Below are 23,621 nucleotides of genomic sequence, written 5' to 3'. Positions count from 1 at the left end.
TATGCCGCCCGAGTGGGCCCCGCACGCACGCACCTGGATGGCCTGGCCGGGCCCCAACCCCACCTTCGCCACCGACGCGGAACTCGACGGGGCGCGGCGCGCCTGGGCCGCCGTCGCCCGCGCCGTGCGCCGCTTCGAACCCGTCACGGTGGTCGTGGGCCCCGGCCAGGAGGACGGCGCCCGCGCCCTGCTCGGCCCGGACATCGAGCTGGCGGTGCGCCCGCTCGACGACGCCTGGATGCGCGACATCGGCCCCACCTTCGTCACCGACGGCCGCGAACTGGCCGCCGTGGACTGGACGTTCAACGGCTGGGGCGCCCAGGGCTGGGCCCGCTGGGAGCACGACCGGCACATCGCCCGTTCCGTCGCCGAACTCGCGGGGGTGCCCGTGCACTCCTCGCCGCTGGTCAACGAGGGCGGCGCGGTCCACGTCGACGGCGAGGGCACCGTCCTGCTCACCGAGACCGTCCAGCTCGGCAAGGAGCGCAACCCCGGCTGGACCCGTGAGCAGGTCGAAGCGGAGGTGCACGCCCGGCTCGGGACCGAGAAGGCGATCTGGCTGCCCCGGGGCCTGTCCGGCGACTACGGCACGTACGGCACGCTCGGCCATGTCGACATCGTCGCCGCCTTCGCCCGCCCCGGTACCGTCGTCGCCCATGTCCAGCCGGACCCGGCCCATCCCGACCACGAGATCACCCGCGAGAGCGTCAGGATCCTGCGCGCCGCCACCGACGCGAAGGGCCGCCCGCTGGAGGTCGTCGAGGTCCCGGCGCCCACCGTGCTGCGCGCCGACGGGGAGTGGGTCGACTACTCCTACATCAACCACTACCTCTGCAACGGCGGCGTCGTCCTGTGTGCCTTCGGCGACCCGCGCGACGAGCTCGCCGCCGGGATCTTCCGCCGCCTGTTCCCCGACCGTACGGTGACCCTGGTCGACGCCCGCGCCATCTTCGCCGGGGGCGGCGGCATCCACTGCATCACCCAGCAGCAGCCGAAGGTCTGAACCGTGCCCCCCGCGCCCCGCCGCCGCACCGCCGCCCCGCCCCGTGAGGACGTGCTCGCCGCCGTCATGGCGACCGTCGCCGCCCGCGGCCTCGACGGCCTCACCATGGCCGCGCTCGGCCGCGAGGTCGGCATGAGCAGCGGACACCTCCTCTACTACTTCCGCACCAAGGACGAACTCCTGCTCCAGACCCTGGAGTGGAGCGAGAACCGGCTCGGGGCCGAGCGCCGGCGGCTGCTCGCCCTGCCGGTCCCGGTCCGTGAGCGGCTCGACGCGTACATCGGCCTCTACCTCCCCGACGGACCCGGCGATCCGCACTGGACGCTGTGGCTGGAGGTCTGGAACCGCTCGCGCGACGCCGACGACGACGCCCGCGCCAGGCAGGCCGCCATCGAGGGCGCCTGGCACCGCGACCTGGTGGCACTGCTCGCCGAGGGCGGCTCGCGCGGGGAGCTGCGCGCGGTCGACGCCGAGCGGTTCGCCGCCCGGCTGCGCGCCCTGCTCGACGGCTTCAGCGTCCATGTCGCGGTGGGCCTGCCCGGCACCGGCCGGGACCAAGTCCTGGACCTGGTGGGGGAGTTCCTCGACACCTCGCTGACCGTCCCCGGCTGACCTCACCGGTCCGTGAACACAACGCACGTAAGTACGCGCGATCGTTGCGCCCTGCACCCTTGTTGGGCGGCCCGCCGGTGCGGCACGGTGGCCGACCATGGGACGAGAGCAGTGGAAGAAAATCTGGGTCGGCTCGGCCGGCAACATGGTCGAGTGGTTCGACTGGTTCGTGTACGCGACCTTCGCGGTCTACTTCGCGGACTCGTTCTTCCCCGAGGGCAACGAGACCGCCAACCTCATGAACACGATGGGCATCTTCGCCGTCGGGTTCTTCATGCGCCCGGTCGGCGGCTGGCTGCTCGGCCGGATCGGTGACCGCAGGGGCCGCAAGGCGGCGCTGACCCTGACCGTGACCCTCATGTCGGCCTCCGCGATCCTCATCGCGATCGCGCCGACCTACGCCGTCGCCGGCTACGGGGGCGTCGCCGTGCTGATGGTGGCCCGGCTGCTCCAGGGGCTCTCCGTCGGCGGCGAGTACGCGGCCAGCGCCACCTACCTCACCGAGGCCTCCGCCCCCGAGAAGCGCGGCTTCGCCTCCAGCTTCCAGTACGTCTCGATGACCGCAGGACAGCTCGTCGGCCTCGGCCTGCAGATCGTCCTCCAGCGCAACATGTCGGAGGATGCGCTGCACAGCTGGGGCTGGCGCATCCCGTTCGTCGTCGGCGCGCTCGGGGCCGCCATCGTGTTCTACCTGCGGCGCTCCATGCTGGAGACCGAGGTGTACGCGGAGTCCGGCGCCGCCGAGCAGCAGGACCGGGGCACGCTGAAGGTGCTCTGGCTCCACCGCCGCGAGGCCTTCCTCGTGATGGCGCTGACCATGGGCGGGACCGTCGCCTACTACACGTACACGACGTACCTCACGAAGTTCCTCTCCAAGAGCGCCGGCATGGACAAGTCCACCGCCTCGCTGGTCAGCTTCTGCGCGCTGTTCGTCTTCATGTGCATCCAGCCGCTGGCCGGGATGGTCTCCGACCGGATCGGGCGGCGCCCGCTGCTGATCACCTTCGCGCTCGGCTCGACCTTCCTGACCGTGCCGATCATGACCATGCTCCGGCACGCCGACACCTTCTGGCCGGCCCTGGGCCTCGCGCTCCTCGCCCTGCTGGTGGTCACCGGCTACACGTCGATCAACGCCTGTGTGAAGGCCGAGCTCTTCCCGACCGGCATCCGTGCCCTGGGCGTCGGGCTCTCGTACGCCGTCGCCAACGCCCTGTTCGGCGGCACCGCCGAGTACGTGGCGCTCTGGTTCAAGAACGCCGGGGCCGAGTCCGGCTTCTACTGGTACGTGGCCGGGTGCGCGGCCGTCTCGCTGGTCGTCTACCTGACCATGCGCGAGACCCGCGACATCGACCTCAACCGGGTCGCGGCGCTCAGCGGTGAGGAGCCCGCGCGGCCGGCCGGGGCTACCGGGGTCACGACCGCATCCTGAGACGGCACACGGCACGGAGGCGGTCCTGTGCCAGACTGCCTCCGTGTCCTCGTTCGTCATGATTATTGGCAACAGGCGCGCCGGTCCGCAGTGACCGTCCCGTACCACCACGTACGGCACGGCCACCGTGCCCCAGACCCGCGCGCAGACCTCTCGCACCCGCGAGGGGTTTTTTGTTTTCCGGCCCTCACCACGGCCGGGACGAGGCGCGCGGGATGATGGGGGCAAGTGGAGCCAGACCGTCCGGATCCACTCATCCGACAGGAGTCAGACCAGCATGACCACCAAGGCCAAGCCCACCGACGACAGCTTCCATGTCTTCGACACCACGCTGCGCGACGGTGCACAGCGTGAAGGCATCAACCTGACGGTCGCCGACAAGCTGACCATCGCCCGGCACCTGGACCACTTCGGCGTCGGCTTCATCGAGGGCGGCTGGCCGGGCGCCAACCCCCGCGACACCGAGTTCTTCGCGCGCGCCCGGCAGGAGATCGAGTTCCGCAACGCCGAGCTGGTCGCCTTCGGTGCCACCCGCAGGGCGGGCGGCAGGGCGGACCAGGACCCGCAGGTCAAGGCGCTGCTGGAGTCGGGAGCCCCGGTGATCACGCTGGTCGCCAAGTCCCACGACCGCCATGTGGAGCTGGCCCTGCGCACCACCCTGGAGGAGAACCTGGAGATGGTCCGCGACACCGTCTCCTACCTGCGCGAGCAGGGCCGCCGGGTCTTCGTCGACTGCGAGCACTTCTTCGACGGCTACCGGGCCAACGCCGAGTACGCCAAGTCCGTCGTACGGGCCGCCTCCGAGGCCGGCGCCGATGTCGTCATCCTCTGCGACACCAACGGCGGGATGCTCCCCGCCCAGGTCCAGGCGGTCGTCTCCACCGTCCTCGCCGACACCGGCGCCCGGCTCGGCATCCACGCCCAGGACGACACCGGCTGCGCCGTCGCCAACACACTGGCCGCCGTCGACGCGGGCGCCACCCATGTCCAGTGCACCGCCAACGGCTACGGCGAGCGGGTCGGCAACGCCAACCTCTTCCCCGTCGTCGCCGCGCTGGAGCTCAAGTACGGCAAGACCGTCCTGCCCGAGGGCGCCCTCGCCGACATGACCCGCGTCTCGCACGCCATCGCCGAGGTCGTCAACCTCACCCCCTCCACCCACCAGCCCTATGTGGGCGTCTCCGCCTTCGCGCACAAGGCCGGGCTGCACGCCTCCGCGATCAAGGTCGACCCGGACCTCTACCAGCACATCGACCCCGCGCTGGTCGGCAACAGCATGCGGATGCTGGTCTCCGACATGGCAGGCCGCGCCTCCATCGAGCTCAAGAGCGAGGAGCTCGGCATCGACCTCGGGGGCGACCGCGAGCTGGTCGGCCGGGTTGTCGAGCGGGTCAAGGAGCGCGAACTCAAGGGCTACACCTACGAGGCGGCCGACGCCTCCTTCGAACTCCTGCTGCGCGCCGAGGCCGAGGGCCGGGTGCGCCGCTACTTCCGTACCGAGTCCTGGCGCGCCATCGTCGAGGACCGCCCCGACGGCACGCACGCCAACGAGGCGACCGTGAAGCTCTGGGCCAAGGGCGAGCGCATCGTCGCCACCGCCGAGGGCAACGGCCCCGTCAACGCCCTGGACCGGGCGCTGCGCGTCGCCCTGGAGCGGATCTACCCGCAGCTCGCCAAGCTGGAGCTGGTGGACTACAAGGTCCGCATCCTGGAGGGCCGTACGGGCACCGACTCCACCACCCGCGTGCTGATCACCACCGGTGACGGCGCCGCGGACTGGTCGACCGTCGGCGTCGGCGAGAACATCATCGCCGCGTCCTGGCAGGCCCTGGAGGACGCGTACACCTTCGGTCTGCTGCGGGCGGGCATCGAGCCGACCGAGTAACCGGCGGCAGAGCCCACCGGGCAGCACGGCGCGCGCCCCGGCAGCGGACCCTTTCCGGTCCGCCGCCGGGCCGTTGCAGTTGTACAGCAGGACCCGCGCTCCGGCCTTGTGTGCCGTCGAGCCTGTGACATCCGGGCAGTGGCCCGACGCCTGTGAAAGCGATGCCCCTGCCCCCGCCGCGGAGCCGCTGCGGCCCGTACGGCCGCCCCATGGATCATGTGCGACCGGGAAGCCGGCGAACGGAACGACGCCCCGGCCGGACCCTTCGGATTGTGTACGGCCGAGAGCCCGCCGCCCTGCGCGCGGGCGGACCGCGCGTATCGGCACCTTCGGCCAGAGTGCGTTCAGGACTTGAACGAAAGCGCCTTCCCTGCCCGTCCGGAGATGGGTACGGACCAATCTCGACGTGAAGTATTGACGACGATGTTCCAGCGGGGTTAACTCACGCCACCAACGCCGGTACCGGTTCCGGAACCGGTTGCGGTACCGGTTCCGTCACCGGTCGTTCCCTCTGTCCCGGTGTGTCCTGGAGGCCCCCGATGCGAGTCACCATCGCTGATGTCGCCCGTGAGGCCGGCGTCAGCAAGACGACCGTGTCACGGGTCATCAACACCAAGGGCGAAGTGGACGGTTCCACGGCGGCCCGTGTTCGTGAAGTGATCGCACAGCTCGGCTATGTGCCCAGCTCGGGCGCCGTAGGACTGGCCCGCGGCAGCAGCCGCACGGTCGGCATGCTGGTGCCCTCGCTGACCTGGCCGTGGATGGGCGAGGTGCTTCAGGGCGTCGTCGACACCGTCGAGGCCGCCGACTACGGGCTGCTGCTGTTCACCTGCAACCGCGGGGCCGAGTCCGTGGAGCGCTTCACCAGCCAGGTGTCGGCGCGCGCCTTCGACGGACTGGTCGTGGTCGAACCCGAGAACACCCTCGACCACCTCACCGCACTGCACCGCGACGGCCTGCCGATCGTGCTGATCGACGATCGCGGCCATCACCCCGAATTCCCCTCCGTCGTGACCACCAACCACGAAGGAGGCGCGTCGGCCGCCCGTCATCTGCGGGCCGGCGGACGCACCAGGCCCCTGGTCATCACCGGACCCCAGGACTTCGGCTGCGTACGCGACCGGCTGGCGGGATTCGTCTCGATCCTGCCCACCGACCTCGTCGTGCGCGGAGACTTCACCGAGAGCTGCGGCCGGCTGGCCGTGGAGCAACTCCTCGCCACCGGCGTCGAGTTCGACTCGGTCTTCGCGCACAACGACATCACCGCGGCCGGCGTGCTGCGGGCGCTGCGCGCCGCGGGACGGACGGTGCCCGGCGATATCGCGGTGGTCGGCTTCGACGACATCCCGATGTCCGAGCACACCGAACCCCCGCTGACCACCGTGCGCCAGCCCACCCGGCAGATGGGTGAGACGGCCGCACGGATGCTGCTCTCCCACCTGGGGGGCACGCCGGTACCCGACGCACCGGTCGTGCTGCCCACCGAACTGGTCGTGCGCCACTCGGCGCCCTAGCGGCGCGGGCCACGCCCGCACCGCACCCGTAACGCCCGTACCGCACCCGCACCGCCCGTACCCGGCGCGCCGAGCGCTGCCCGTTTCCGGATCTCCCAGACCCGCCAGTCCCTCCTGGAGTCGTTATGTCCGCACGCCGTCACACGCTCAGAGCGGCCGCGCTCGCCACCGCGGTGGTCGCCCTCGCCGCCGGCTGTTCGTCCGCCAACTCGAACCACAACAAGAGCGGCGGCAGCGCCACCGGCATCCTGAACATCGGCAAGCCGGATGGACCGCAGACCAACAACAGCAACCCGTTCCTGAACACCTCGGCGGGCGCCACCCTCGGCTACCGCTGGATGATCTACGAGCCGCTGGCGATGGTGAGGCAGATCAAGCCCGCCGAGAAGGCCGACCCGTGGCTGGCGACCGACTGGAAGTGGGACCTCAACTTCACCAAGGTCACCTTCACCCTCGACCCCAGGGCCGAGTGGGCCGACGGCAAGCCCCTGACCGCCGAGGACGTGGCGTTCACCTTCAACCTGCTGAAGAAGCACCCGGCGCTCAACGCCGACGGCATCGCGTGGGGCGGTGTCGAGGTCAAGGGCAAGCAGGTCGTCCTGACCTTCGACGACTCGCAGTACGTCAACCAGAACAAGATCATCCAGCAGTACATCGTGCCCAAGCACATCTGGGAGAAGGTCAAGAACCCGGAGACCTGGCCCAACCGGACGCCCGTCGGCTCGGGTCCGTACAAGCTGAAGACCTTCACCCCGCAGACCACCACGCTGACCGCCACGCCGACCTACTGGAAGGGGTCGACGAAGGTCAAGGAGCTGCGCTACAGCACGTACAACGACAACAACGCCGCCACCACCGCGCTGGCCAGCGGCAAGCTCGAGTGGTCGTTCGTCTTCATGCCGGACTACAAGAAGCTGTTCATCGCCAAGGACCCGAAGAACCACAAGCTGTGGTTCCCCTCCGGCCTCGGCATCCACGGCCTGTGGTTCAACACCACCCGCAAGCCGTTCGACAACCCGGCGCTGCGCAAGGCCATGGCGATGGTCGTCGACCGCAACGCGATCTACACGCAGGCCGAGGCGACGCTCTACCCGGAGATCACCAACCCCACCGGCATCCCGCTGCCGGCCGGTGAGTCCTTCATCTCCCCCGACTACAAGAACGCCACCACCAAGCCCGACGTCGAGGGCGCCAAGAAGGTGCTGGACGAGGCCGGCTTCACGCTCAGCGGCGGCGTCCTCAAGGACCCGAGCGGCAAGCCGGTGAAGCTCACCTTCACCGACCCGGCCGGCTGGAACGACTACATCACCGGCCTGTCGATCATCAAGGACAACATCAAGAAGATCGGCATCGACGCCAAGGTCAAGACGCAGACCGCCGACGCCTGGGGCGCGGACGTCGCCAACGGCAACTTCGACGCCACCCTGCACTGGACCAACAGCGGCGCCACCCCGTACGACATGTACCAGAACATCATGGACGGCGCGCTGCTCCAGCCCATCGGCAAGCCCTCCCAGTCCGGCAACTTCGGCCGCTTCAAGAGCACCGAGGCCACCGAGGCGCTGAAGGACTTCGCCCAGTCCACCACGGACACCGCGCGCACCCAGGCGATGAACACCCTGCAGAAGATCATGGTCGAGCAGGCGCCGATGATCCCGACCGCGGCCGCGCCCGTCGGGGCGGAGTACTCCACGAAGAACTGGGTGGGCTGGCCCACCGAGGCCGACCCGTACGCCGACCCGCAGCACACCCAGCGCTCGTCGCTGGCGATCGTGCTGAAGCTCAAGCCCGCCAAGTAGGACGCAGGGATCCAGGTACCGGCCATGTCTGAACAGTTCGAAAAGAACCAAGTCGTGCTCGAAGCACGCGGAGTCACGAAGCACTTCGCCGTGCGGCGCACCGGCCGCGATCTCCTCGCGGGCAAGCGCCGTACCGTCCACGCCGTCGACGACGCCTCGCTGCAACTGCGGCGCGGCACCGTCACGGCACTGGTGGGGGAGTCGGGCTCCGGGAAGTCCACCGTCGCCAGACTGCTCGCACAGCTGTATCCGCTCACCTCGGGCGAGATCCACCTGGGCGGACAGCCGGTGAAGGCCGGACGTGGCCGGTCCTTCCGCAGTTACGTACGCCGGGTCCAGCTCATCTTCCAGGACCCGTTCGCCTCGCTGAACCCGGTGCACACCGTGCGCTACCACCTCACCCGGTCGCTGAAGATCCACGGCCGGGCGGGCAGCGGCGAGGCGGAGCTCGAAGAGAACCTGACCGCTCTGCTGAACCGTGTCCAGCTGACTCCTCCTCATCAGTATCTGGACAAGTTCCCGCACGAGCTGTCGGGCGGTCAGCGCCAGCGCGTGGCCATCGCCCGCGCGCTCGGCGCCGACCCCCAGGTCCTGCTGGCCGACGAACCGGTCTCGATGCTGGACGTCTCGATCCGGCTCGGGGTCCTGAACCTGCTCAAGGACCTCAAGGACCGCCTCCACCTCGCGATCCTCTACATCACCCACGACATCGCCTCCGCCCGCTACTTCGCGGACACCACGCTGGTGATGTACGCGGGCCGGATCGTCGAGGGCGGGGACAGCGAGACCGTCACCCAGCGCCCCGCCCACCCCTACACCCAGCTGCTGATCGCCTCGGCGCCCGACCCGGACCGGGTGGTCGCCCAGGAGGAGCAGGAGGAGACCGGCAGCGGCGAGCCGCCGTCGCTCATCGCCCCGCCGGCCGGCTGCCGCTTCCACCCCCGCTGCCCCAAGGCGATGGAGCGCTGCCGCACCGAGCTGCCGCCGCGCTTCGACCTGGCCGACGGCCAGTGGGCCGCCTGCTGGCTGTACGAGGGAACCGGCGCCGCCCCCACCGACGACCACGAGAAGGAGGCTGCGAAGTGAAGTTTCTGCTCCAACGGCTCGCCTTCTACCTGGTCACGGCCTGGGCCGCCATCACCATCAACTTCCTCATCCCGCGCATGATGCCGGGCGACCCCGTCCAGTCGCTCATCGCCCGCTTCCAGGGCCAGCTGGACACCAACGCCATCGCCTCGCTCAAGGCCCTGTTCGGCCTCGACAAGAAGCAGTCGCTCTGGCAGCAGTACACCGACTACTGGTCGCACCTCTTCCACGGCGACCTCGGGCTGTCCTTCACCTTCTTCCCCACCCCGGTGAGCGAGGTGATCGCCCAGTCGCTGCCGTGGACGCTCGCGCTCGTCGGTATCACCACGCTGATCAGCTTCGTGCTCGGCACCGGCATCGGGGTCTTCACCGGCTGGCGGCGCGGCTCCTGGATGGACAGCCTGCTGCCCGTCACCACGTTCATCTCCGCCATCCCGTACTTCTGGCTCGGGCTCATCGCGATCTCGCTGTTCGCCGTGAAGTGGCCGCTCTTCCCGGCCGACGGCGGCTACGACAACTCGCTGGTGCCCGCCTTCGACTGGCCGTTCATCTCCAGCGCGCTGTACCACGGGGTGCTGCCCGGCTTCACGATCGTCCTCAGCGCGGTGGCCGGCTGGATCCTCGGCATGCGCAACATGATGGTGACGGTCTCCTCCGAGGACTACGTCATGGTCGCCCAGGCCAAGGGGCTCTCCGAGCGCCGGGTGATGTTCGGCTACGCGGCCCGCAACGCGATCCTCCCCAACATCTCCGGCTTCGCCCTCTCGCTCGGCTTCATCGTCGGCGGCACGCTCCTGGTGGAGATGGTCTTCTCCTACCCGGGCATCGGCTACCAGCTCTTCCAGGGCGTGGGAGCCAAGGACTACCCCCTCATGCAGGGCGTCTTCCTGATCATCACGCTCTCCGTCCTCGCGGCGAACCTCCTCGCCGACGTGCTCTACATGCTCCTCGACCCCCGAACCCGAAGGGAGGCGTAGGAGATGGCCGTCACCGCCACCGAGGTCGCCGTACTCGACGCCGCCGAGACGCCGGCCGCCGGCAAGCGCAGGTTCCGGTTCCTGCGCGGCCGCAAGACCGTCGTCGGACTCGCGATCCTGCTGTTCTTCGTGCTGATCGCCGTCATCGGCCCGTGGATCGCCCCGTACGACCCCGACACGATGAGCAACGAACTGCTCCAGCCGCCGTCCGGCTCGCACTGGTTCGGCACCACCCAGACCGGTCAGGACGTCCTCTCGCAGATCCTCGTCGGGACCCGCGGCGTCCTCGTCGTCGGCTTCATCGCCGGGATCATCGCCACCGTCCTGTCCGTGCTGATCGGCGTCAGCGCCGGCTTCCTCGGCGGCACCGCCGACGAGGTGCTCTCGCTGCTGTCCAACGTCTTCCTGGTCATCCCCGGACTGCCGCTGATCATCATCATCGCCAGTTTCGTGTCCGACACCGGCGACCTGCTGATCGCCTTCGTCATCGCCCTGACCTCCTGGGCCTGGGGCGCCCGGGTGCTGCGCGCGCAGACGCTGTCGCTGCGCCGCCGGGACTACGTCGAGGCGGCCCGCGCCACCGGCGAGTCGACCTGGCGGATCATCTTCTTCGAGGTGATGCCCAACCTGACCGCCGTCATCGCCTCCGGCTTCGTCGGCACGGTCATCTTCGCGATCCTCTCCGAGATCACCCTCGCCTTCATCGGTGTCGCCGACATCTCCAACTGGAACTGGGGCACCGTCCTGTTCTGGGCCCAGTCCAACCAGGCCCTGGCCCAGGGCGCCTGGTGGTGGTTCGTCCCGGCCGGGCTCTGCATCGCCCTGCTCGGCATGTCGCTGGCCCTGATCAACTTCGGCATCGACGAATTCGTCAACCCGCGTCTGCGCACCGAGAACGGCGGCTCCCGCAAGGTCCGGATGCGCGTCGGCTTCACCCCCGTGGCCCGCACCGCCCCGGCCCCGGCCGAGCGCGGCCGGCACCACCGCACGCACGACAAGGAGTCCCGCTCATGAGCGAGCCCGTCCTCACCATCAGCGGCCTCAACGTGGACTACGGGACCGGCGACGACGCCGTGCACGCCCTGCGCGACATCGACCTCACTCTGCACCGGGGCGAAGTCCTCGGCCTCGCGGGCGAGTCGGGCTCCGGCAAGTCCACCCTGGCGTACGCGGTCACCCGGCTGCTCTCCCCGCCCGGCGTGATCACCGGCGGCGAGGTCCACTACCACCAGCGCGACGGCCAGGCCCTGGACCTGCTGACCCTGTCGGCGCCGGAGCTGCGGGCCTTCCGCTGGCAGGAGCTGTCGATCGTCTTCCAGGGCGCGATGAACTCCCTCAACCCCGTGCACACGGTCCACAGTCAGCTCACCGACGTCCTCCAGGCCCACCGGCCGGAGATGCGCAAGCCCGAGCGGACCGCCCGGGCCAAGGAGCTGCTCGGCCTGGTCGGCATCTCCGCCGACCGGCTCGGCGCCTACCCGCACCAGCTCTCCGGCGGGATGCGCCAGCGCGTGATGATCGCCATGGCGCTCGCGCTGGAGCCCGAGATCGTCATCATGGACGAGCCCACGACGGCCCTGGACGTCGTCATGCAGCGCCAGATCCTGCGCCAGCTGGTCAAGCTCCGCGAGGAGCTGGGCTTCTCGGTCGTCTTCATCACCCACGACATCTCGCTGCTGATCGAGTTCTCCGACCGGATCGCGATCATGTACGGCGGCCGGATCGTCGAGGAGGCCGGCGCGGCCGACATCTACCGGGACCCCCGCCACCCGTACAGCGACGGACTGCTGCACTCCTTCCCGGCGCTGCACGGCCCCCGCCGCGAGCTCACCGGCATCCCGGGCTCGCCCCCGCACCTGTCCGCGATGCCGGCCGGCTGCGCCTTCCACCCCCGCTGCGCCAAGAAGGTCGAGGGCTGCGACACCCATGTCCCGGTGCTCGCCCGGCCCGACGGGGACGGCAACCGCTCGGTGGCCTGCTGGCTCCACCGGGAAGCCCCGGCCGCCGCCGCCCGCGCCTAGGGCCTGTTCGCACCGCACACCACAGGAGAACCATGAACCTCGTCACCCCCCAGGCCTACGCCCGCGAGATCGCCGCCCAGGCCGTACCGGGCCTGCCCGCCGACTTCCGCTGGGGCGTCGCCACAGCCGCCTACCAGATCGAGGGAGCGGCGGCCGAGGACGGCAGAACGCCGTCCATCTGGGACACGTACTGCAGGGTGCCGGGCATGGTCGTCCGCGGCGAGAACGGTGACGTGGCGTGCGACCACTACCACCGGATGCCCGAGGACGTGCAGCTGATCGCGGACCTCGGCGTCGACACGTACCGCTTCTCGCTGGCCTGGCCGCGCATCCAGCCGGGCGGCCGGGGCCCCGCCAACGCCAAGGGCCTGGACTTCTACAAGCGCCTGGTCGACGAGCTGGACGCCAAGGGCGTCACCCCGTGGATCACGCTCTACCACTGGGACCTGCCGCAGGAGCTGGAGGACGCGGGCGGCTGGCCGGCCCGGGACACCGCCTACCGCTTCGCCGAGTACGCCGCCCTCGCCTACGACGCCCTGGGCGACCGGGTGAAGCACTGGACCACGCTGAACGAGCCGTGGTGCTCGGCGATGCTCGGCTACGCCTACGGCAACCAGGCCCCCGGCCGGCAGAACTTCGGCGAGGCCATCCACGCCGTCCACCACCTGCTGCTGGGCCACGGCCTCGCCTCCCGGTACCTGCGCGAGCAGGCCGCCGCCCGGGGCAACGAGCTGGAGCTCGGCATCACCCTCAACCTGGGCACCGCGACCCCCGAGACCGACAGCCACGAGGACGCCGAGGCCTGCCGCCGCGCCGACGGACTCGGCGCCAGGATCTACCTGGACCCGGTCGTCAAGGGCGTCTACCCCGAGGACATCGTCACCGACCTCGCCGCCCAGGGCATCGAACTGCCCGTCCAGGACGGCGACCTGGCCGCCATCTCCACCCCGCTGGACGTCCTCGGCGTCAACTTCTACCGGGGCACGCTCTTTTCCGGTGTGACCGAGGAGGGCGCCGTGCTCGACGCCGACGGGCTGCCCGTCACCCGGGCCGTGGAGCGGGAACTGCCGCGCACCGCGATGGACTGGGAGATCACCCCCTCCGCCCTCACCGACCTGCTGGTCCGTCTGGAGAAGGACTACGGACTCCCGACGGTCATCACCGAGAACGGCGCCGCCTTCGACGACACCGTCTCCCCGGACGGCGAGATCCACGATGCCGACCGCACCACCTATCTCGCCGACCACATCGCCGCCGTCGCCGCCGCCCGCACCCAGGGGGCCGACGTCCGGGGGTACTTCGCCTGGTCGCTGATGGACAACTTCGAGTGGTCCTACGGCTACGACAAGCGATTCGGCATCGTCCGCGTCGACTACGACACGCAGGTGCGGACGCTCAAGGACAGCGCCAAGTGGTACCGCGACACCATCCACCTCACCCGCAACGCGTAGCCGCGCCCGCGCGCGTGGTCGCGCAGCCCCCATGGATACGAACGGGAGCCCCACCGTGCCCTCTCGTACGACTCTGGCAGCCACCACCGCCGCTCTGATCGCCCTCGCCGCCCCCATGGCCTTCGCCGCCCCGGCCCCCCGGCCGGCGGCGGCGCAGGCCGCCGCCTGGGACACCGACCGGGCGGCCGCCGCCCACGCCGCCGACCCCGGCTCCGTCACCGCCTCCGGCAGCGAGAACGACGCCACCGCCCCGGGCAACGCCGCCGACGGCGACGGCACCACCCGCTGGTCCAGCAACGCCGCCGACGACGCCTGGATCCGGGTCGACCTGGGCTCGGTCATCCGGGTCAGCCGGGTCACCCTGGACTGGGAGGCCGCCTACGGCAAGAAGTACGTCCTGGAGGTGTCCAGGAACGGCACCGACTGGACCACCTTCTACACCGAGGACGACGGCACCGGCGGCAGCGTCACCGCGCACACCTACCCGCAGGAGGTCACCGGCCGCTACGTCCGGATGCGCGGCATCCAGCGTGCCACCGCCTGGGGCTACTCGCTGTACTCCTTCAAGGTGTACGGAGGGGAGCAGGCCGGCGCCTCCGCCACCCGCGCCAACCTCGCCCTGAACCACCCCGCGTACGGCGACCTCTACCAGCACGCGGGCAACTCACCGGCGTTCGTCACCGACGGCGGCTGGCCGGCCGACCTCAAGGCGGACCAGTCGCGCTGGTCCAGCGACTGGAACGCCAACCGCTGGGTCGGCGTCGACCTCGGTGCCACCTCCACCATCGACAGCGTCGACCTGTACTGGGAGGCCGCCTACGCCGTCGACTACCGCATCCAGGTCTCCGACGACAACCGCACCTGGCGCACCGTCTACCAGCCCTCCGCCGCCGACGTCGCCGCCCGCCGCGCCGATGTGAAGGCACCCGGGGACGCCGTCGGACGCCATGACACCGTCACCCTGCCCACCCCGGCGACCGGCCGCTACGTCCGGATGCTCGGCGTGGAGCGCCGCTCGTTCTACAACCCGGCGCCCTCGACCGCCCAGTTCGGCTACTCGCTCTACGAGTTCCAGGTCTGGGGCACCGGCGGCAGCGCGGACGCCGCCTACCCGGCCCTGCCCAAGGATCCCGGCGGCGCGTACAGCACCACGTTCTTCGACGACTTCACCGGCTCGGGCCTGGACCGCTCCAAGTGGCGGGTGGTGCGCACCGGCACGGAGATGGGGCCCGTCAACGGCGAGTCCCAGGCGTACGTCGACTCGCCGGACAACATCCGTACCGAGAACGGCTCGCTCGTCCTGGAGTCGAAGTACTGCAAGGGCTGCACCCCGACGCCCAACGGCACCTTCGACTTCACCTCCGGACGGGTCGACACCAACACCAAGTTCGACTTCACCTACGGCAAGGTCAGCGCCCGCATGAAGCTGCCCGTCGGTGACGGCTTCTGGCCCGCGTTCTGGCTGCTGGGCAGCAATGTCGACGACCCGGACGTCTCCTGGCCCGGCTCGGGCGAGACGGACATCATGGAGAACATCGGCTACGGCGACTGGACCAGCTCCGCCCTGCACGGCCCCGGCTACTCCGCCGACGGCAACATCGGCAAGCAGCAGACCTACCCGGGCGGCGGCCGCGCCGACGAGTGGCACACCTACGGCGTCGAGTGGACACCCGAGGGCATGACCTTCACGGTCGACGACCGGGTCGTACAGACGACCTCCCGTCAGAAGCTGGAGTCCACCCGCGGCCAGTGGGTCTTCGACCACAACCAGTACGTCATCCTCAACCTGGCTCTCGGCGGCGCCTATCCGGCCGGCTGGAACCAGGTCACCCAGCCCTACTGGGGCCTCCCGCAGTCCAGCGTCGACCGCGTCGCGCAGGGCGGCATCAAGGCGGAGATCGACTGGGTCAGGGTCGAGCAGAAGAAGTAGCCCCGACCCATCCAGCCACCCAGCCCCCAGGCACCTCCCGGTCCCACCCGCACCCCGCGCGCGGCACAACAGCACCGCACCCGCTGTGCCGCGCGCGGCCACCGCACCAAGGAGCCGCACATGCCACCCCGCACCCGTCACCGCGCGAGACCCGCGACCGCCGCCCTGGCCGCCGCCGCGGTCCTGGCCGGCCTGCTCGCCGGGGCCGTCCCCAGCTCGGCCGCCCCCGCCGCCGACGAACCTGCCCCCGTCGCCATCGACCGCTTCGAGGGCGAGGTCCCCTTCGCCAACCAGCCCGCCGAGGGCATCTTCACCTGGGGCGGCGACGCCGATGACCCGCCCGCCCTGGAACTGAAGGAGCGCGCGGACGCCCCCGAGGGCGCCAAGGTCCTCGAAGGCACCTACGACATCAGCGGCTACGGCGGCCTCAGCCACGACTACGCCGCCGACCAGCCGGCCCACGACTGGTCCGCCCACAAGGGCATCCGCTTCTGGTGGTACGGCCAGAACACCGCGCCCCTGCCGCCCGGTTCGGGCAAGAAGATCAACTTCGAGATCAAGGACGGCGGCGCCAACGGCGAGGCCTCCGAACTGTGGACCACCTCCTTCACCGACGACTGGGAGGGCTGGCACCAGGTCGAGATCCCGTTCGCGGACTTCGTCTACCGGGGCGACTACCAGCCCGTCGGCGGCATCGACCAGGTCCTCGGCCTGAACGAGATGTGGGGCTGGGCCCTCACCCTGCCGACCGGCGCCCCCGGCACCTTCGCCATGGACGGCGTGGAGCTGTACGGCAAGGCCGACGCGGCCCTGAAGGCGAGCGTCGTCACCGACGCGGCCGTGCACCCGGTCCAGCAGGGCGGCACCGCCCGCCTCGACCTCTCCGTCGCCACCACCGGCTCCCTCCCGCTGGAGGAGCCGGTCACCGTCGCGTACGAGACCAAGGGCGGCAGCGCGGCCCCCGGCACCGACTACACCCCGGTCAGCGGCACGTACACCTTCCCGGCGGGCACCGCCTCCGGCACCACGCACCGGGTCACCGTCACGACGAAGAAGGTCACCGGGGCCGCCTCAGCGAAGACGGTCCCGCTCGAACTGACCGTCACCGGCGCCAAGCCGCCGAAGGAGAACCCGCAGGTCGTCATCGACGCCCACGGGCTGCCCTACCAGAACGCCGGGCTGCCGGTGAAGAAGCGGGTCGCCGACCTGCTCGCCCGGATGTCGCCCGCCGAGAAGGCGGGCCAGATGACCCAGGCGGAGCGCAACGCGCTCGCCTCGCAGGGCGACATCGCCGCCTACGACCTCGGCTCGCTGCTCTCCGGCGGCGGCTCGGTCCCCACGCCCAACACGCCGGCGGCCTGGGCGAAGATGATCGACTCCTACCAGCTGCGCGCCCGGGCGACCCGCTTCCAGATCCCGCTGATCTACGGCGTGGACGCGGTGCACGGCCACAACAACGTGATCGGCTCGACGATCATGCCGCACAACGTCGGGCTGGGGGCCACCCGCGACCCGAAGACCGTCGAGAAGACCGGCGCCGTCACCGCGAGCGAGGTGCGTGCCACGGGCATCCCGTGGGACTTCGCGCCCTGCCTGTGCGTCTCGCGCGACGACCGCTGGGGCCGCGCCTACGAGTCCTACGGTGAGGACCCGGCGCTGGTGGAGTCGCTGGAGACGGTGATCCAGGGCATGCAGGGTGCCGCCTCCGGCAAGGACCTGGCCCGCAACGACAAGGTGCTGGCCACCGCCAAGCACTTCGTCGGCGACGGTGGTACGGAGTACGGCTCCTCGACCACCGGTTCGTACCCGATCGACCAGGGCGTCACCAAGGTCACCCGGCAGGAGCTGGAGGCCGTCCACCTCGCCCCGTTCGGCGAGGCGGTCAAGCGGGGGATCGGCACGGTCATGCCGTCGTACTCCTCGCTCGACATCCTCGGGGACGACCGGGGCCCGGTGAAGATGCACGCCGACGCCGAGATGATCAACGGTGTGCTGAAGGACCGGATGGGGTTCAAGGGCTTCGTCATCAGCGACTGGCAGGCGATCGACCAGATCCCCGGCGACTACGCGAGCGACGTGCGGACCTCCGTCAACGCCGGACTCGACATGATCATGGTGCCGACGGCGTACAAGGACTTCACCAGGACGCTCCAGGACGAGGTCACCGCGGGCCGGATTCCGCAGGCCCGGATCGATGACGCGGTCTCCCGCATCCTCACGCAGAAGTTCGAGCTGGGCCTGTTCGAGAAGCCGTACGCGGACACGTCCAACCTGGACAAGGTCGGCTCGGCCGAGCACCGCGCGGTGGCCCGCCAGGCCGCCGCCGAGTCCCAGGTGCTGCTGAAGAACGACGGCGGTGTGCTGCCGCTGAAGTCCTCGCAGAAGGTGTACGTCGCCGGCTCCAACGCCGACGACATCGGCAACCAGGCCGGCGGCTGGACCGTCAGCTGGCAGGGCTCGTCCGGGAACATCACCCCGGGCACCACGATCCTGTCCGCGATGAAGAAGGACGCCGCGTCCGTCACGTACTCCAAGGACGCCTCGGCCGCCACGGACGGCTACGACGTCGGTGTCGTGGTCGTCGGCGAGACCCCGTACGCGGAGGGTGTCGGCGACGTCGGCAACGGTCACGACCTGGAACTGTCCGCCGCCGACAAGGCCGCGGTGGACAAGGTCTGCGCCGCGATGAAGTGCGCCGTCCTGATCGTCTCGGGCCGCCCGCAGCTCATCGGCGACCGGCTCGGTGACATCGACGCCCTGGTGGCCTCCTGGCTGCCGGGCACCGAGGGCGACGGCGTGGCCGACGTGCTCTTCGGCAAGCGGGCCTTCACCGGACAGCTCCCGGTGACCTGGCCCAGGTCCGAGGCGCAGCTGCCGATCAACGTGGGCGACGCGGCGTACGACCCGCAGTTCCCCTACGGCTGGGGCCTCACCACGCTGAGGAAGCCCCCGGCGGGCGGCGAGCTGACGCTCACCGCGCTCGCGCTGGCCGCTCAGGTGGCCCAGAAGACCGGTCTCGGCCGGACCGAGGTGGGCCGCGCGATCGTCGGCCAGGCCCGGCTGCTGGTCCAGCAGAAGATCGGCGGGAAGCTGACGGAGAAGGTGTCCAAGCCGTTCGCGGACGCCGACCACCTGCTGCTGACCGGTGACCTGACCGGCGCGGTGGCGAAGCTGAGGGCGGCGTACCGGGCCGCGTGAGGCAGCTGAGCGGGCGGGTGGCGAGGGTTGCCGCCCGCCCGTTCTTCACCCTTTTGGGTTAACTTGGGAGTATGCGGAACAGGCCGTTCCCCACCGTCCCGGTCCCGGCCTTCCTGGCGGGACTCCTCCTCATGATGTCGGCGCTGGCCCTGGTCCTGGCGCCCGCCGCACCCGCCGCCACCGGCGCCTCGACCGTCGACGAGGTCGCCCAGGCGCTGCGGAGGGGTCCGGTCTACGTCGACCCCGCCGCGTCCGCCGCCCTCTCCAGGGGCCAGGCCGACGCGCTCACGAAGAAGATCAAGGACGCGGACAAGCCGGTCTTCGTGGCCGTGCTGCCGCAGAGCCCCGCCTTCCCCGAGGACAGCGTCCTGCGCACCCTGCGCACCGACACCGGGATCACCGGCGTCTACGCCGTCCGCCTCGGTGACGGCTTCAACGCGGGCGCCGACCCGCAGGTGATGTCCACCCAGGCCGTCCGCAATCTGACCGACGCCGTGAAGGCCCCCGGCGCGGACACCGACGCCGCGACCCAGCTGAACGCCTTCGTCGACCGTGCCGTCGAACAGGCCAGGGGCCACGCCCCCGCATCCTGGGGCGGCTCCTCCTCCGACGGCGGCCGGGGATCGGCGGCGGGCGGCCTGATCGCGCTCGGCGCGGTGGCCGTCCTCGGCGGCGCCGGCGCGTACACGGTCGTGCGCCGCAACCGCAAGCGCCGGGAGGCCGAGGAGCAGGCCTCCCTGGACAAGCTGCGGGTGGTCGTGGACGAGGACATCACGGCGTACGGCGAGACACTGGAACGGCTCGACTTCCACCCGGCACAGGCGGGCGCCGACGACACGATGCGCGCGGACTACGAACGCGCCCTCGACTCGTACGAGAGCGCCAAGTCCCGTATGGAGAAGGCCCGGCACCCCTCGGATGTGCGCGGGGTGACCCAGGCGCTGGAGGACGGGCGCTACTCGCTCGCCGTCCTGGACGCCCGGCGCACCGGCGGCACCCTTCCGGCCCGCCGCCCGCCCTGTTTCTTCGACCCGCGCCACGGCCCCTCGGTCGCCGATGTCCGCTGGGCCCCGTCCGGCGGCACGGCCCGCGAGGTCCCGGTGTGCGGCGCGGACGAGGTGCGGCTCGGCAACGGCGAGGACCCGATGAGCCGCACGGTCGACATGGGCGACGGCAGCCGCCGCCCCTACTGGGAGGCCGGTCCGGCCTACGGCCCCTGGGCGGGCGGCTACTTCGGCGGCGGCCTGCTCCCCGGCCTGCTGGTGGGCACCATGCTCGGCTCGATGCTCTCCACCCCGGCGTACGCGGCGGAGTACGGCGGGGGCGACTTCGGCGGCGGAGGCTTCGGGGACGGCGGCTTCTCGGGCGGCGACTTCTCCGGGTCCGACTTCGACGCCTCGGGCTTCGGCGGCGGCGGAGGCTTCGGCGACGGAGGCGGCTTCGGCGGGGGCGGGGACTTCGGCGGCGGCGGGTTCTGACGTCGGACCGATGGCTTCCGGGCGCCTGGGCGGTCTCCCCCCGTGCTCCGGGGGCGGTGGGTGCCCCGCGAGACAGGTAAGGCTAGGCTTACCTTTATGTCGCGGGTCCACTGTTTGTCCGGCGAGCTCGGGTCGCCCGATCAGGAGCGCCAGTACGCCTCCTACTACGCCGCGATCGCGACCGAGGACAGGGGGCGGGTCGCGCCGCACGTCACCACGTACACGCTGCGTCCCGAGGCCGGCCAGGGGTCGATCGAGGTGACACGGCTGCAGGGCGGGCTGCGCGTAGTGCGGTACGACGTGAGCTTCGCGGCCGACCACCGGGTCGGGTACAGCTTCTCCGAGGACCGTTTCGAGCTGGAGGTCTGCCTTGACGGCGGGCTGCGTCTTGTCGAGGAAGGCGCGGGCCAGGGGGAGTTGGGGCGGTTCTCGTTGTCGCTGACGCCTCCCCGTCCAACCAGGGGGATGCTCGTCCACTCCGCGGGCCGACCCTACCGCGGAGTCTCGCTGACCGGACACCGGGCCGCGCTCTCACCGTATCTGGGCAGCGTCGGTGCGGATGCGTTCGCCTCGTCGCTCAAGCGGCTGGACTCCTCCCGAGGTGATGATCTCTACCTGGGCCGGGGAGCGCAGCTTCACGGTGTGCCGAGCCTGCTGGCGGATGTGTTCGGGTCGCGTGCGGAGACTGCCGGCAAGACGCTGTTGATGGAGTCGCGGGTGATGGCGGCCCTCGCCCTCCTCATCGACGCGTCATCGAGCGCGACCGAAAACGGACTGGCCGATCATGAGGCCGATGCCCTGCGCACTGTTCCGCTGATCCTGTGGCGGGAGCGTCATGCGCTGCCGGCCCTCGCCGAGGTGGCGCGCTTGCTGTCGATGAGCCCGAAGCGTCTGGCGCGTGGGTTCAAGACGCTGTTCGGGGTGCCGCCCATGGAGTACCACCGCCGGCAGTGCCTGGAGCGCGCGGCCGATCTGCTCGTCGACACGGACTGGACGGTCGAGCGCATCGGAGGGGAGGTCGGGTACGCGACCGCGAGCAACTTCGTCTACGCCTTCCGCCGGCGCCTCGGGTGCACTCCCGCCGAGTACCGGCGCACGCACACCTAGGCCACGCCGCCCGGCTGCCGCGACGGAGGGCGACATCCCCGGAGGAGGCCGCTCGCTCCACACGGACGGGCCTCCTGCTCCACACTCCGCCCGGCGTCCCGGCGAGACGATCGGTACGGGCCCGCTTCGTCGCGGCCCTGCCGATCGTCCCCAAGAAGGGTCCGGGCCGCATGTCCGCTTGTCAACCGCATTCCGGTCCATGGCACAGGCCGGTGGCGCCCGCCGTCCTGACCGCCATCGTCGGCTTCTTCGACCTCACGGCGTGTTCGAGTGAGCCGGCCTCTCCCTCGGTCGCTGCCCCACCCGCCCAGGAACCGAGGTTCCTGATCCTGGACGGACCCACCGACCCCCTCGACGTCCGCCATCGGCGCCAGGTCCTGAACATCGTGCGCGGACTCGGCATCGGCGTCCTCGCGGCGCTGCACGACCTGCACTTCGCGGCCCGATACCGCGACACGAGCCACGTCATCGGCCACGGCCGGGTCGTCGCCGGCGGAGAACCGCAGAGGGTCCTGGCCCCCGGTCTGATCCGCGACGTCCACCACGTCGGGTGCGAGACGTTCACCGACCCGCGAGGCGGCCTCGCCTCCGCCTGCGCCAGCCCGGCCACGGCACCGACCCCGCGAAGGACAGGAGCATGAGACGACAGATACCGCTGATCATCTCCAGCACGGCAACATTCCTCCTGCTCGCGTACTCCACGATCGTCACCGTCGCGATGCCCGTGATCGCCGACGACCTCCACACCGGCTTCGGTGCCCTGCAATGGGTCATCGACATCTACACCATCGCGCTTGCCGCGCTCCTCGTCCCGCTGGGCACCATCAGCGATCGCCTGGGCAGACGCCCCGTCCTCATCTGGAGTCTGGTCGCGTTCGCCGCCGCATCACTGGCCTGCGCACTGGCCCCGAACGTGCTCGCGCTCGTCCTCGCCCGGTTCGTGCAGGGGATCGCCGCCGCGGCGCTGTTCGCCACCACCCTGCCATTGCTGGAAGCCGCCTACAGCGGCCGGGCCAAGCACCGTGCCTTCGCCGTCTGGGGCGCCGTATCGGGCCTGGCAGCCGCCGCTGGCAACGTCTCGGGCGGCCTGCTGTCCACGCTCGGCTGGCGCACCGTCTTCGCAGCCGCAGTCCCCATCGCCCTTGCTGCCGCGGTTCTGACCGCGGTGTTCATCCCTGCCGACCGGGCGAGAGAACCCGGCCCGCTGAACGTGCCGGGGATGGTCCTGCTCGCGGCCGCCGTCGGCGGGTTCGTCATCGCCACCCTCGTCTTCGCCGACCAGGGCCTGAGCCCGACCGCTGCCCTCATGCTCGCCGTATCCACGGCACTGTGCGCCGGATTCATCGCCCACGAGCGAAGCCACCCGGCCACCGCTCTCATCGGCCCCGCGCTGGTCCGCAACCGGGTGTTCGTCGTCGCGGCCGTCGTCGCCGTCGCGTACTACTTCGCCGCCTTCGGGGCACTCCCGTCCATTTCCTCCTGGCTCCAGGACGCCCTCGGCCTCACTCCTGTGGAGACCGCGCTGGTCCTCTCCGCCCAACCGGTGGTCTTCTTCCTCACCTCCGCACTCCTGGGTGCTCTCGTCGGCAGACTCCACCGGCGAATCCCCTTCGCCGTCGGCCTGGTGGTCTGCGGACTCGGATGCCTCGGCCTCGCCCTCCCCGCGGCGGCGCCCGGATGGCAAGCCATCATGCCCGCGATGGTCCTGACCGGAATCGGCGCCGGGATCATCTCGCCGGTCCTTCCGGCCGCCGCCATGCACGGTGTGGCCCCGTCGCGGACCGGTATCTCGTCCAGCGCCGTCAACGCGGCACGTCAGCTGGGGATCAGTCTCGGCATCGCGGCCTGCGCCACCGCCGTACGCATCCACCGACCGGGTCACGACCATGCGCTGTGGTCGCACACCCTCCTCGCCGTCGCGCTCGTCACCACCACCGTCTGCGCAGGGGCGACCGGGATCGTGCTCGTCGTCCTCGGCCGCCGCAGGTCCCCCAGCACATGCGCGTAGCACCCGTCCATGCTGTCTCCGGGGCCCTTGGTGCCGGCCGATCCGATGCGGCGTGAACAGCCGGACGCCGCGCCCCTGTTCGCGCCTGTCGCCGTAGGGGTGCGGGGCCGGAGCCCCGCACCC

At 70.8% G+C, this 23,621-nt stretch carries 17 protein-coding genes; all 17 read left to right on the top strand.

Features of this window, described 5'->3' with window-relative positions; translation table 11 throughout:
• Position 1 precedes the first annotated feature (1 nt).
• The 17 genes from RLT58_RS10185 (at position 2) to RLT58_RS10105 (ending at position 23,498) form a co-directional block, all read left to right on the top strand.
• Positions 2 to 1,003, top strand: coding sequence for an agmatine deiminase family protein (locus RLT58_RS10185; RefSeq protein ID WP_311314463.1), 1,002 nt, complete (start codon positions 2 to 4; stop codon positions 1,001 to 1,003).
• Positions 1,004 to 1,006: 3 nt separating this feature from the next.
• The gene (locus tag RLT58_RS10180) at positions 1,007 to 1,615 is read left to right on the top strand and encodes a TetR/AcrR family transcriptional regulator (RefSeq protein ID WP_311310074.1); all 609 of its coding nucleotides are present in this window, start codon (positions 1,007 to 1,009) and stop codon (positions 1,613 to 1,615) included.
• Between the two features lie 97 nt (positions 1,616 to 1,712).
• Positions 1,713 to 3,044, top strand: a complete 1,332-nt coding sequence (locus tag RLT58_RS10175; RefSeq protein ID WP_311310073.1) for an MFS transporter — start codon at positions 1,713 to 1,715, stop codon at positions 3,042 to 3,044.
• A gap of 277 nt (positions 3,045 to 3,321) precedes the next feature.
• On the top strand, positions 3,322 to 4,929 hold the full coding sequence (cimA, locus tag RLT58_RS10170) for a citramalate synthase (protein ID WP_311310072.1): 1,608 nt from the start codon (positions 3,322 to 3,324) through the stop codon (positions 4,927 to 4,929).
• 539 nt (positions 4,930 to 5,468) lie between these two features.
• Positions 5,469 to 6,443, top strand: a complete 975-nt coding sequence (locus RLT58_RS10165) for a LacI family DNA-binding transcriptional regulator (protein WP_311310071.1) — start codon at positions 5,469 to 5,471, stop codon at positions 6,441 to 6,443.
• 125 nt (positions 6,444 to 6,568) lie between these two features.
• A complete protein-coding gene (locus tag RLT58_RS10160; RefSeq protein WP_311310070.1) occupies positions 6,569 to 8,242 on the top strand; it encodes an ABC transporter substrate-binding protein in 1,674 nt (557 codons plus the stop codon).
• A 24-nt stretch (positions 8,243 to 8,266) separates the two neighbouring features.
• Positions 8,267 to 9,328: an ABC transporter ATP-binding protein gene (locus tag RLT58_RS10155; RefSeq protein WP_311310069.1), complete on the top strand. Its 1,062-nt coding sequence runs from the start codon at positions 8,267 to 8,269 to the stop codon at positions 9,326 to 9,328.
• Entirely contained in the window at positions 9,325 to 10,305 is a 981-nt protein-coding gene (locus tag RLT58_RS10150) for an ABC transporter permease (RefSeq protein WP_311310068.1), read from the top strand. The genes RLT58_RS10155 and RLT58_RS10150 overlap by 4 nt, the downstream gene beginning before the upstream one ends.
• Positions 10,306 to 10,308: 3 nt before the next feature.
• A complete protein-coding gene (locus RLT58_RS10145; RefSeq protein WP_311310067.1) occupies positions 10,309 to 11,319 on the top strand; it encodes an ABC transporter permease in 1,011 nt (336 codons plus the stop codon).
• Positions 11,316 to 12,326: an ABC transporter ATP-binding protein gene (locus RLT58_RS10140; RefSeq protein WP_311310066.1), complete on the top strand. Its 1,011-nt coding sequence runs from the start codon at positions 11,316 to 11,318 to the stop codon at positions 12,324 to 12,326. The genes RLT58_RS10145 and RLT58_RS10140 overlap by 4 nt, the downstream gene beginning before the upstream one ends.
• 32 nt (positions 12,327 to 12,358) lie before the next feature.
• Positions 12,359 to 13,777 carry a GH1 family beta-glucosidase gene (locus tag RLT58_RS10135; RefSeq protein ID WP_311310065.1) on the top strand — a complete coding sequence of 473 codons (1,419 nt, stop codon included), beginning with the start codon at positions 12,359 to 12,361 and terminating at the stop codon, positions 13,775 to 13,777.
• A 55-nt stretch (positions 13,778 to 13,832) separates the two neighbouring features.
• Complete coding sequence (locus tag RLT58_RS10130; protein WP_311310064.1) at positions 13,833 to 15,707, top strand: discoidin domain-containing protein; 1,875 nt, start codon at positions 13,833 to 13,835, stop codon at positions 15,705 to 15,707.
• Positions 15,708 to 15,827: 120 nt separating this feature from the next.
• On the top strand, positions 15,828 to 18,905 hold the full coding sequence (locus RLT58_RS10125; protein WP_311310063.1) for a glycoside hydrolase family 3 protein: 3,078 nt from the start codon (positions 15,828 to 15,830) through the stop codon (positions 18,903 to 18,905).
• Positions 18,906 to 18,976: 71 nt separating this feature from the next.
• On the top strand, positions 18,977 to 20,383 hold the full coding sequence (locus tag RLT58_RS10120; protein WP_311310062.1) for a hypothetical protein: 1,407 nt from the start codon (positions 18,977 to 18,979) through the stop codon (positions 20,381 to 20,383).
• 96 nt (positions 20,384 to 20,479) lie between these two features.
• Entirely contained in the window at positions 20,480 to 21,490 is a 1,011-nt protein-coding gene (locus RLT58_RS10115) for a helix-turn-helix domain-containing protein (protein ID WP_311310061.1), read from the top strand.
• Positions 21,491 to 21,702: 212 nt separating this feature from the next.
• Positions 21,703 to 22,131, top strand: a complete 429-nt coding sequence (locus tag RLT58_RS10110) for an ATP-binding cassette domain-containing protein (RefSeq protein WP_311310060.1) — start codon at positions 21,703 to 21,705, stop codon at positions 22,129 to 22,131.
• A complete protein-coding gene (locus tag RLT58_RS10105) occupies positions 22,128 to 23,498 on the top strand; it encodes an MFS transporter (RefSeq protein WP_311310059.1) in 1,371 nt (456 codons plus the stop codon). Before RLT58_RS10110 ends, RLT58_RS10105 begins: the two co-directional genes overlap by 4 nt.
• Positions 23,499 to 23,621: the final 123 nt, after the last annotated feature.

The sequence above is a fragment of the Streptomyces sp. ITFR-16 genome, from assembly GCF_031844705.1.
Lineage (GTDB): Bacteria > Actinomycetota > Actinomycetes > Streptomycetales > Streptomycetaceae > Streptomyces.
The sequence above is the reverse complement of the archived record's forward strand: the minus strand, read 5'-3'. Positions and strand labels throughout refer to the sequence as shown.

Coding starts and splice junctions, on each gene's coding strand:
- RLT58_RS10135 (WP_311310065.1), top strand. CDS start 12,359: ATGAACCTCGTCACCCCCCAGGCCTACGCCCGCGAGATCGCCGCCCAG.
- RLT58_RS10140 (WP_311310066.1), top strand. CDS start 11,316: ATGAGCGAGCCCGTCCTCACCATCAGCGGCCTCAACGTGGACTACGGG.
- RLT58_RS10115 (WP_311310061.1), top strand. CDS start 20,480: ATGTCGCGGGTCCACTGTTTGTCCGGCGAGCTCGGGTCGCCCGATCAG.
- cimA (WP_311310072.1), top strand. CDS start 3,322: ATGACCACCAAGGCCAAGCCCACCGACGACAGCTTCCATGTCTTCGAC.
- RLT58_RS10145 (WP_311310067.1), top strand. CDS start 10,309: ATGGCCGTCACCGCCACCGAGGTCGCCGTACTCGACGCCGCCGAGACG.
- RLT58_RS10125 (WP_311310063.1), top strand. CDS start 15,828: ATGCCACCCCGCACCCGTCACCGCGCGAGACCCGCGACCGCCGCCCTG.
- RLT58_RS10165 (WP_311310071.1), top strand. CDS start 5,469: ATGCGAGTCACCATCGCTGATGTCGCCCGTGAGGCCGGCGTCAGCAAG.
- RLT58_RS10160 (WP_311310070.1), top strand. CDS start 6,569: ATGTCCGCACGCCGTCACACGCTCAGAGCGGCCGCGCTCGCCACCGCG.
- RLT58_RS10175 (WP_311310073.1), top strand. CDS start 1,713: ATGGGACGAGAGCAGTGGAAGAAAATCTGGGTCGGCTCGGCCGGCAAC.
- RLT58_RS10120 (WP_311310062.1), top strand. CDS start 18,977: ATGCGGAACAGGCCGTTCCCCACCGTCCCGGTCCCGGCCTTCCTGGCG.
- RLT58_RS10155 (WP_311310069.1), top strand. CDS start 8,267: ATGTCTGAACAGTTCGAAAAGAACCAAGTCGTGCTCGAAGCACGCGGA.
- RLT58_RS10105 (WP_311310059.1), top strand. CDS start 22,128: ATGAGACGACAGATACCGCTGATCATCTCCAGCACGGCAACATTCCTC.
- RLT58_RS10185 (WP_311314463.1), top strand. CDS start 2: ATGCCGCCCGAGTGGGCCCCGCACGCACGCACCTGGATGGCCTGGCCG.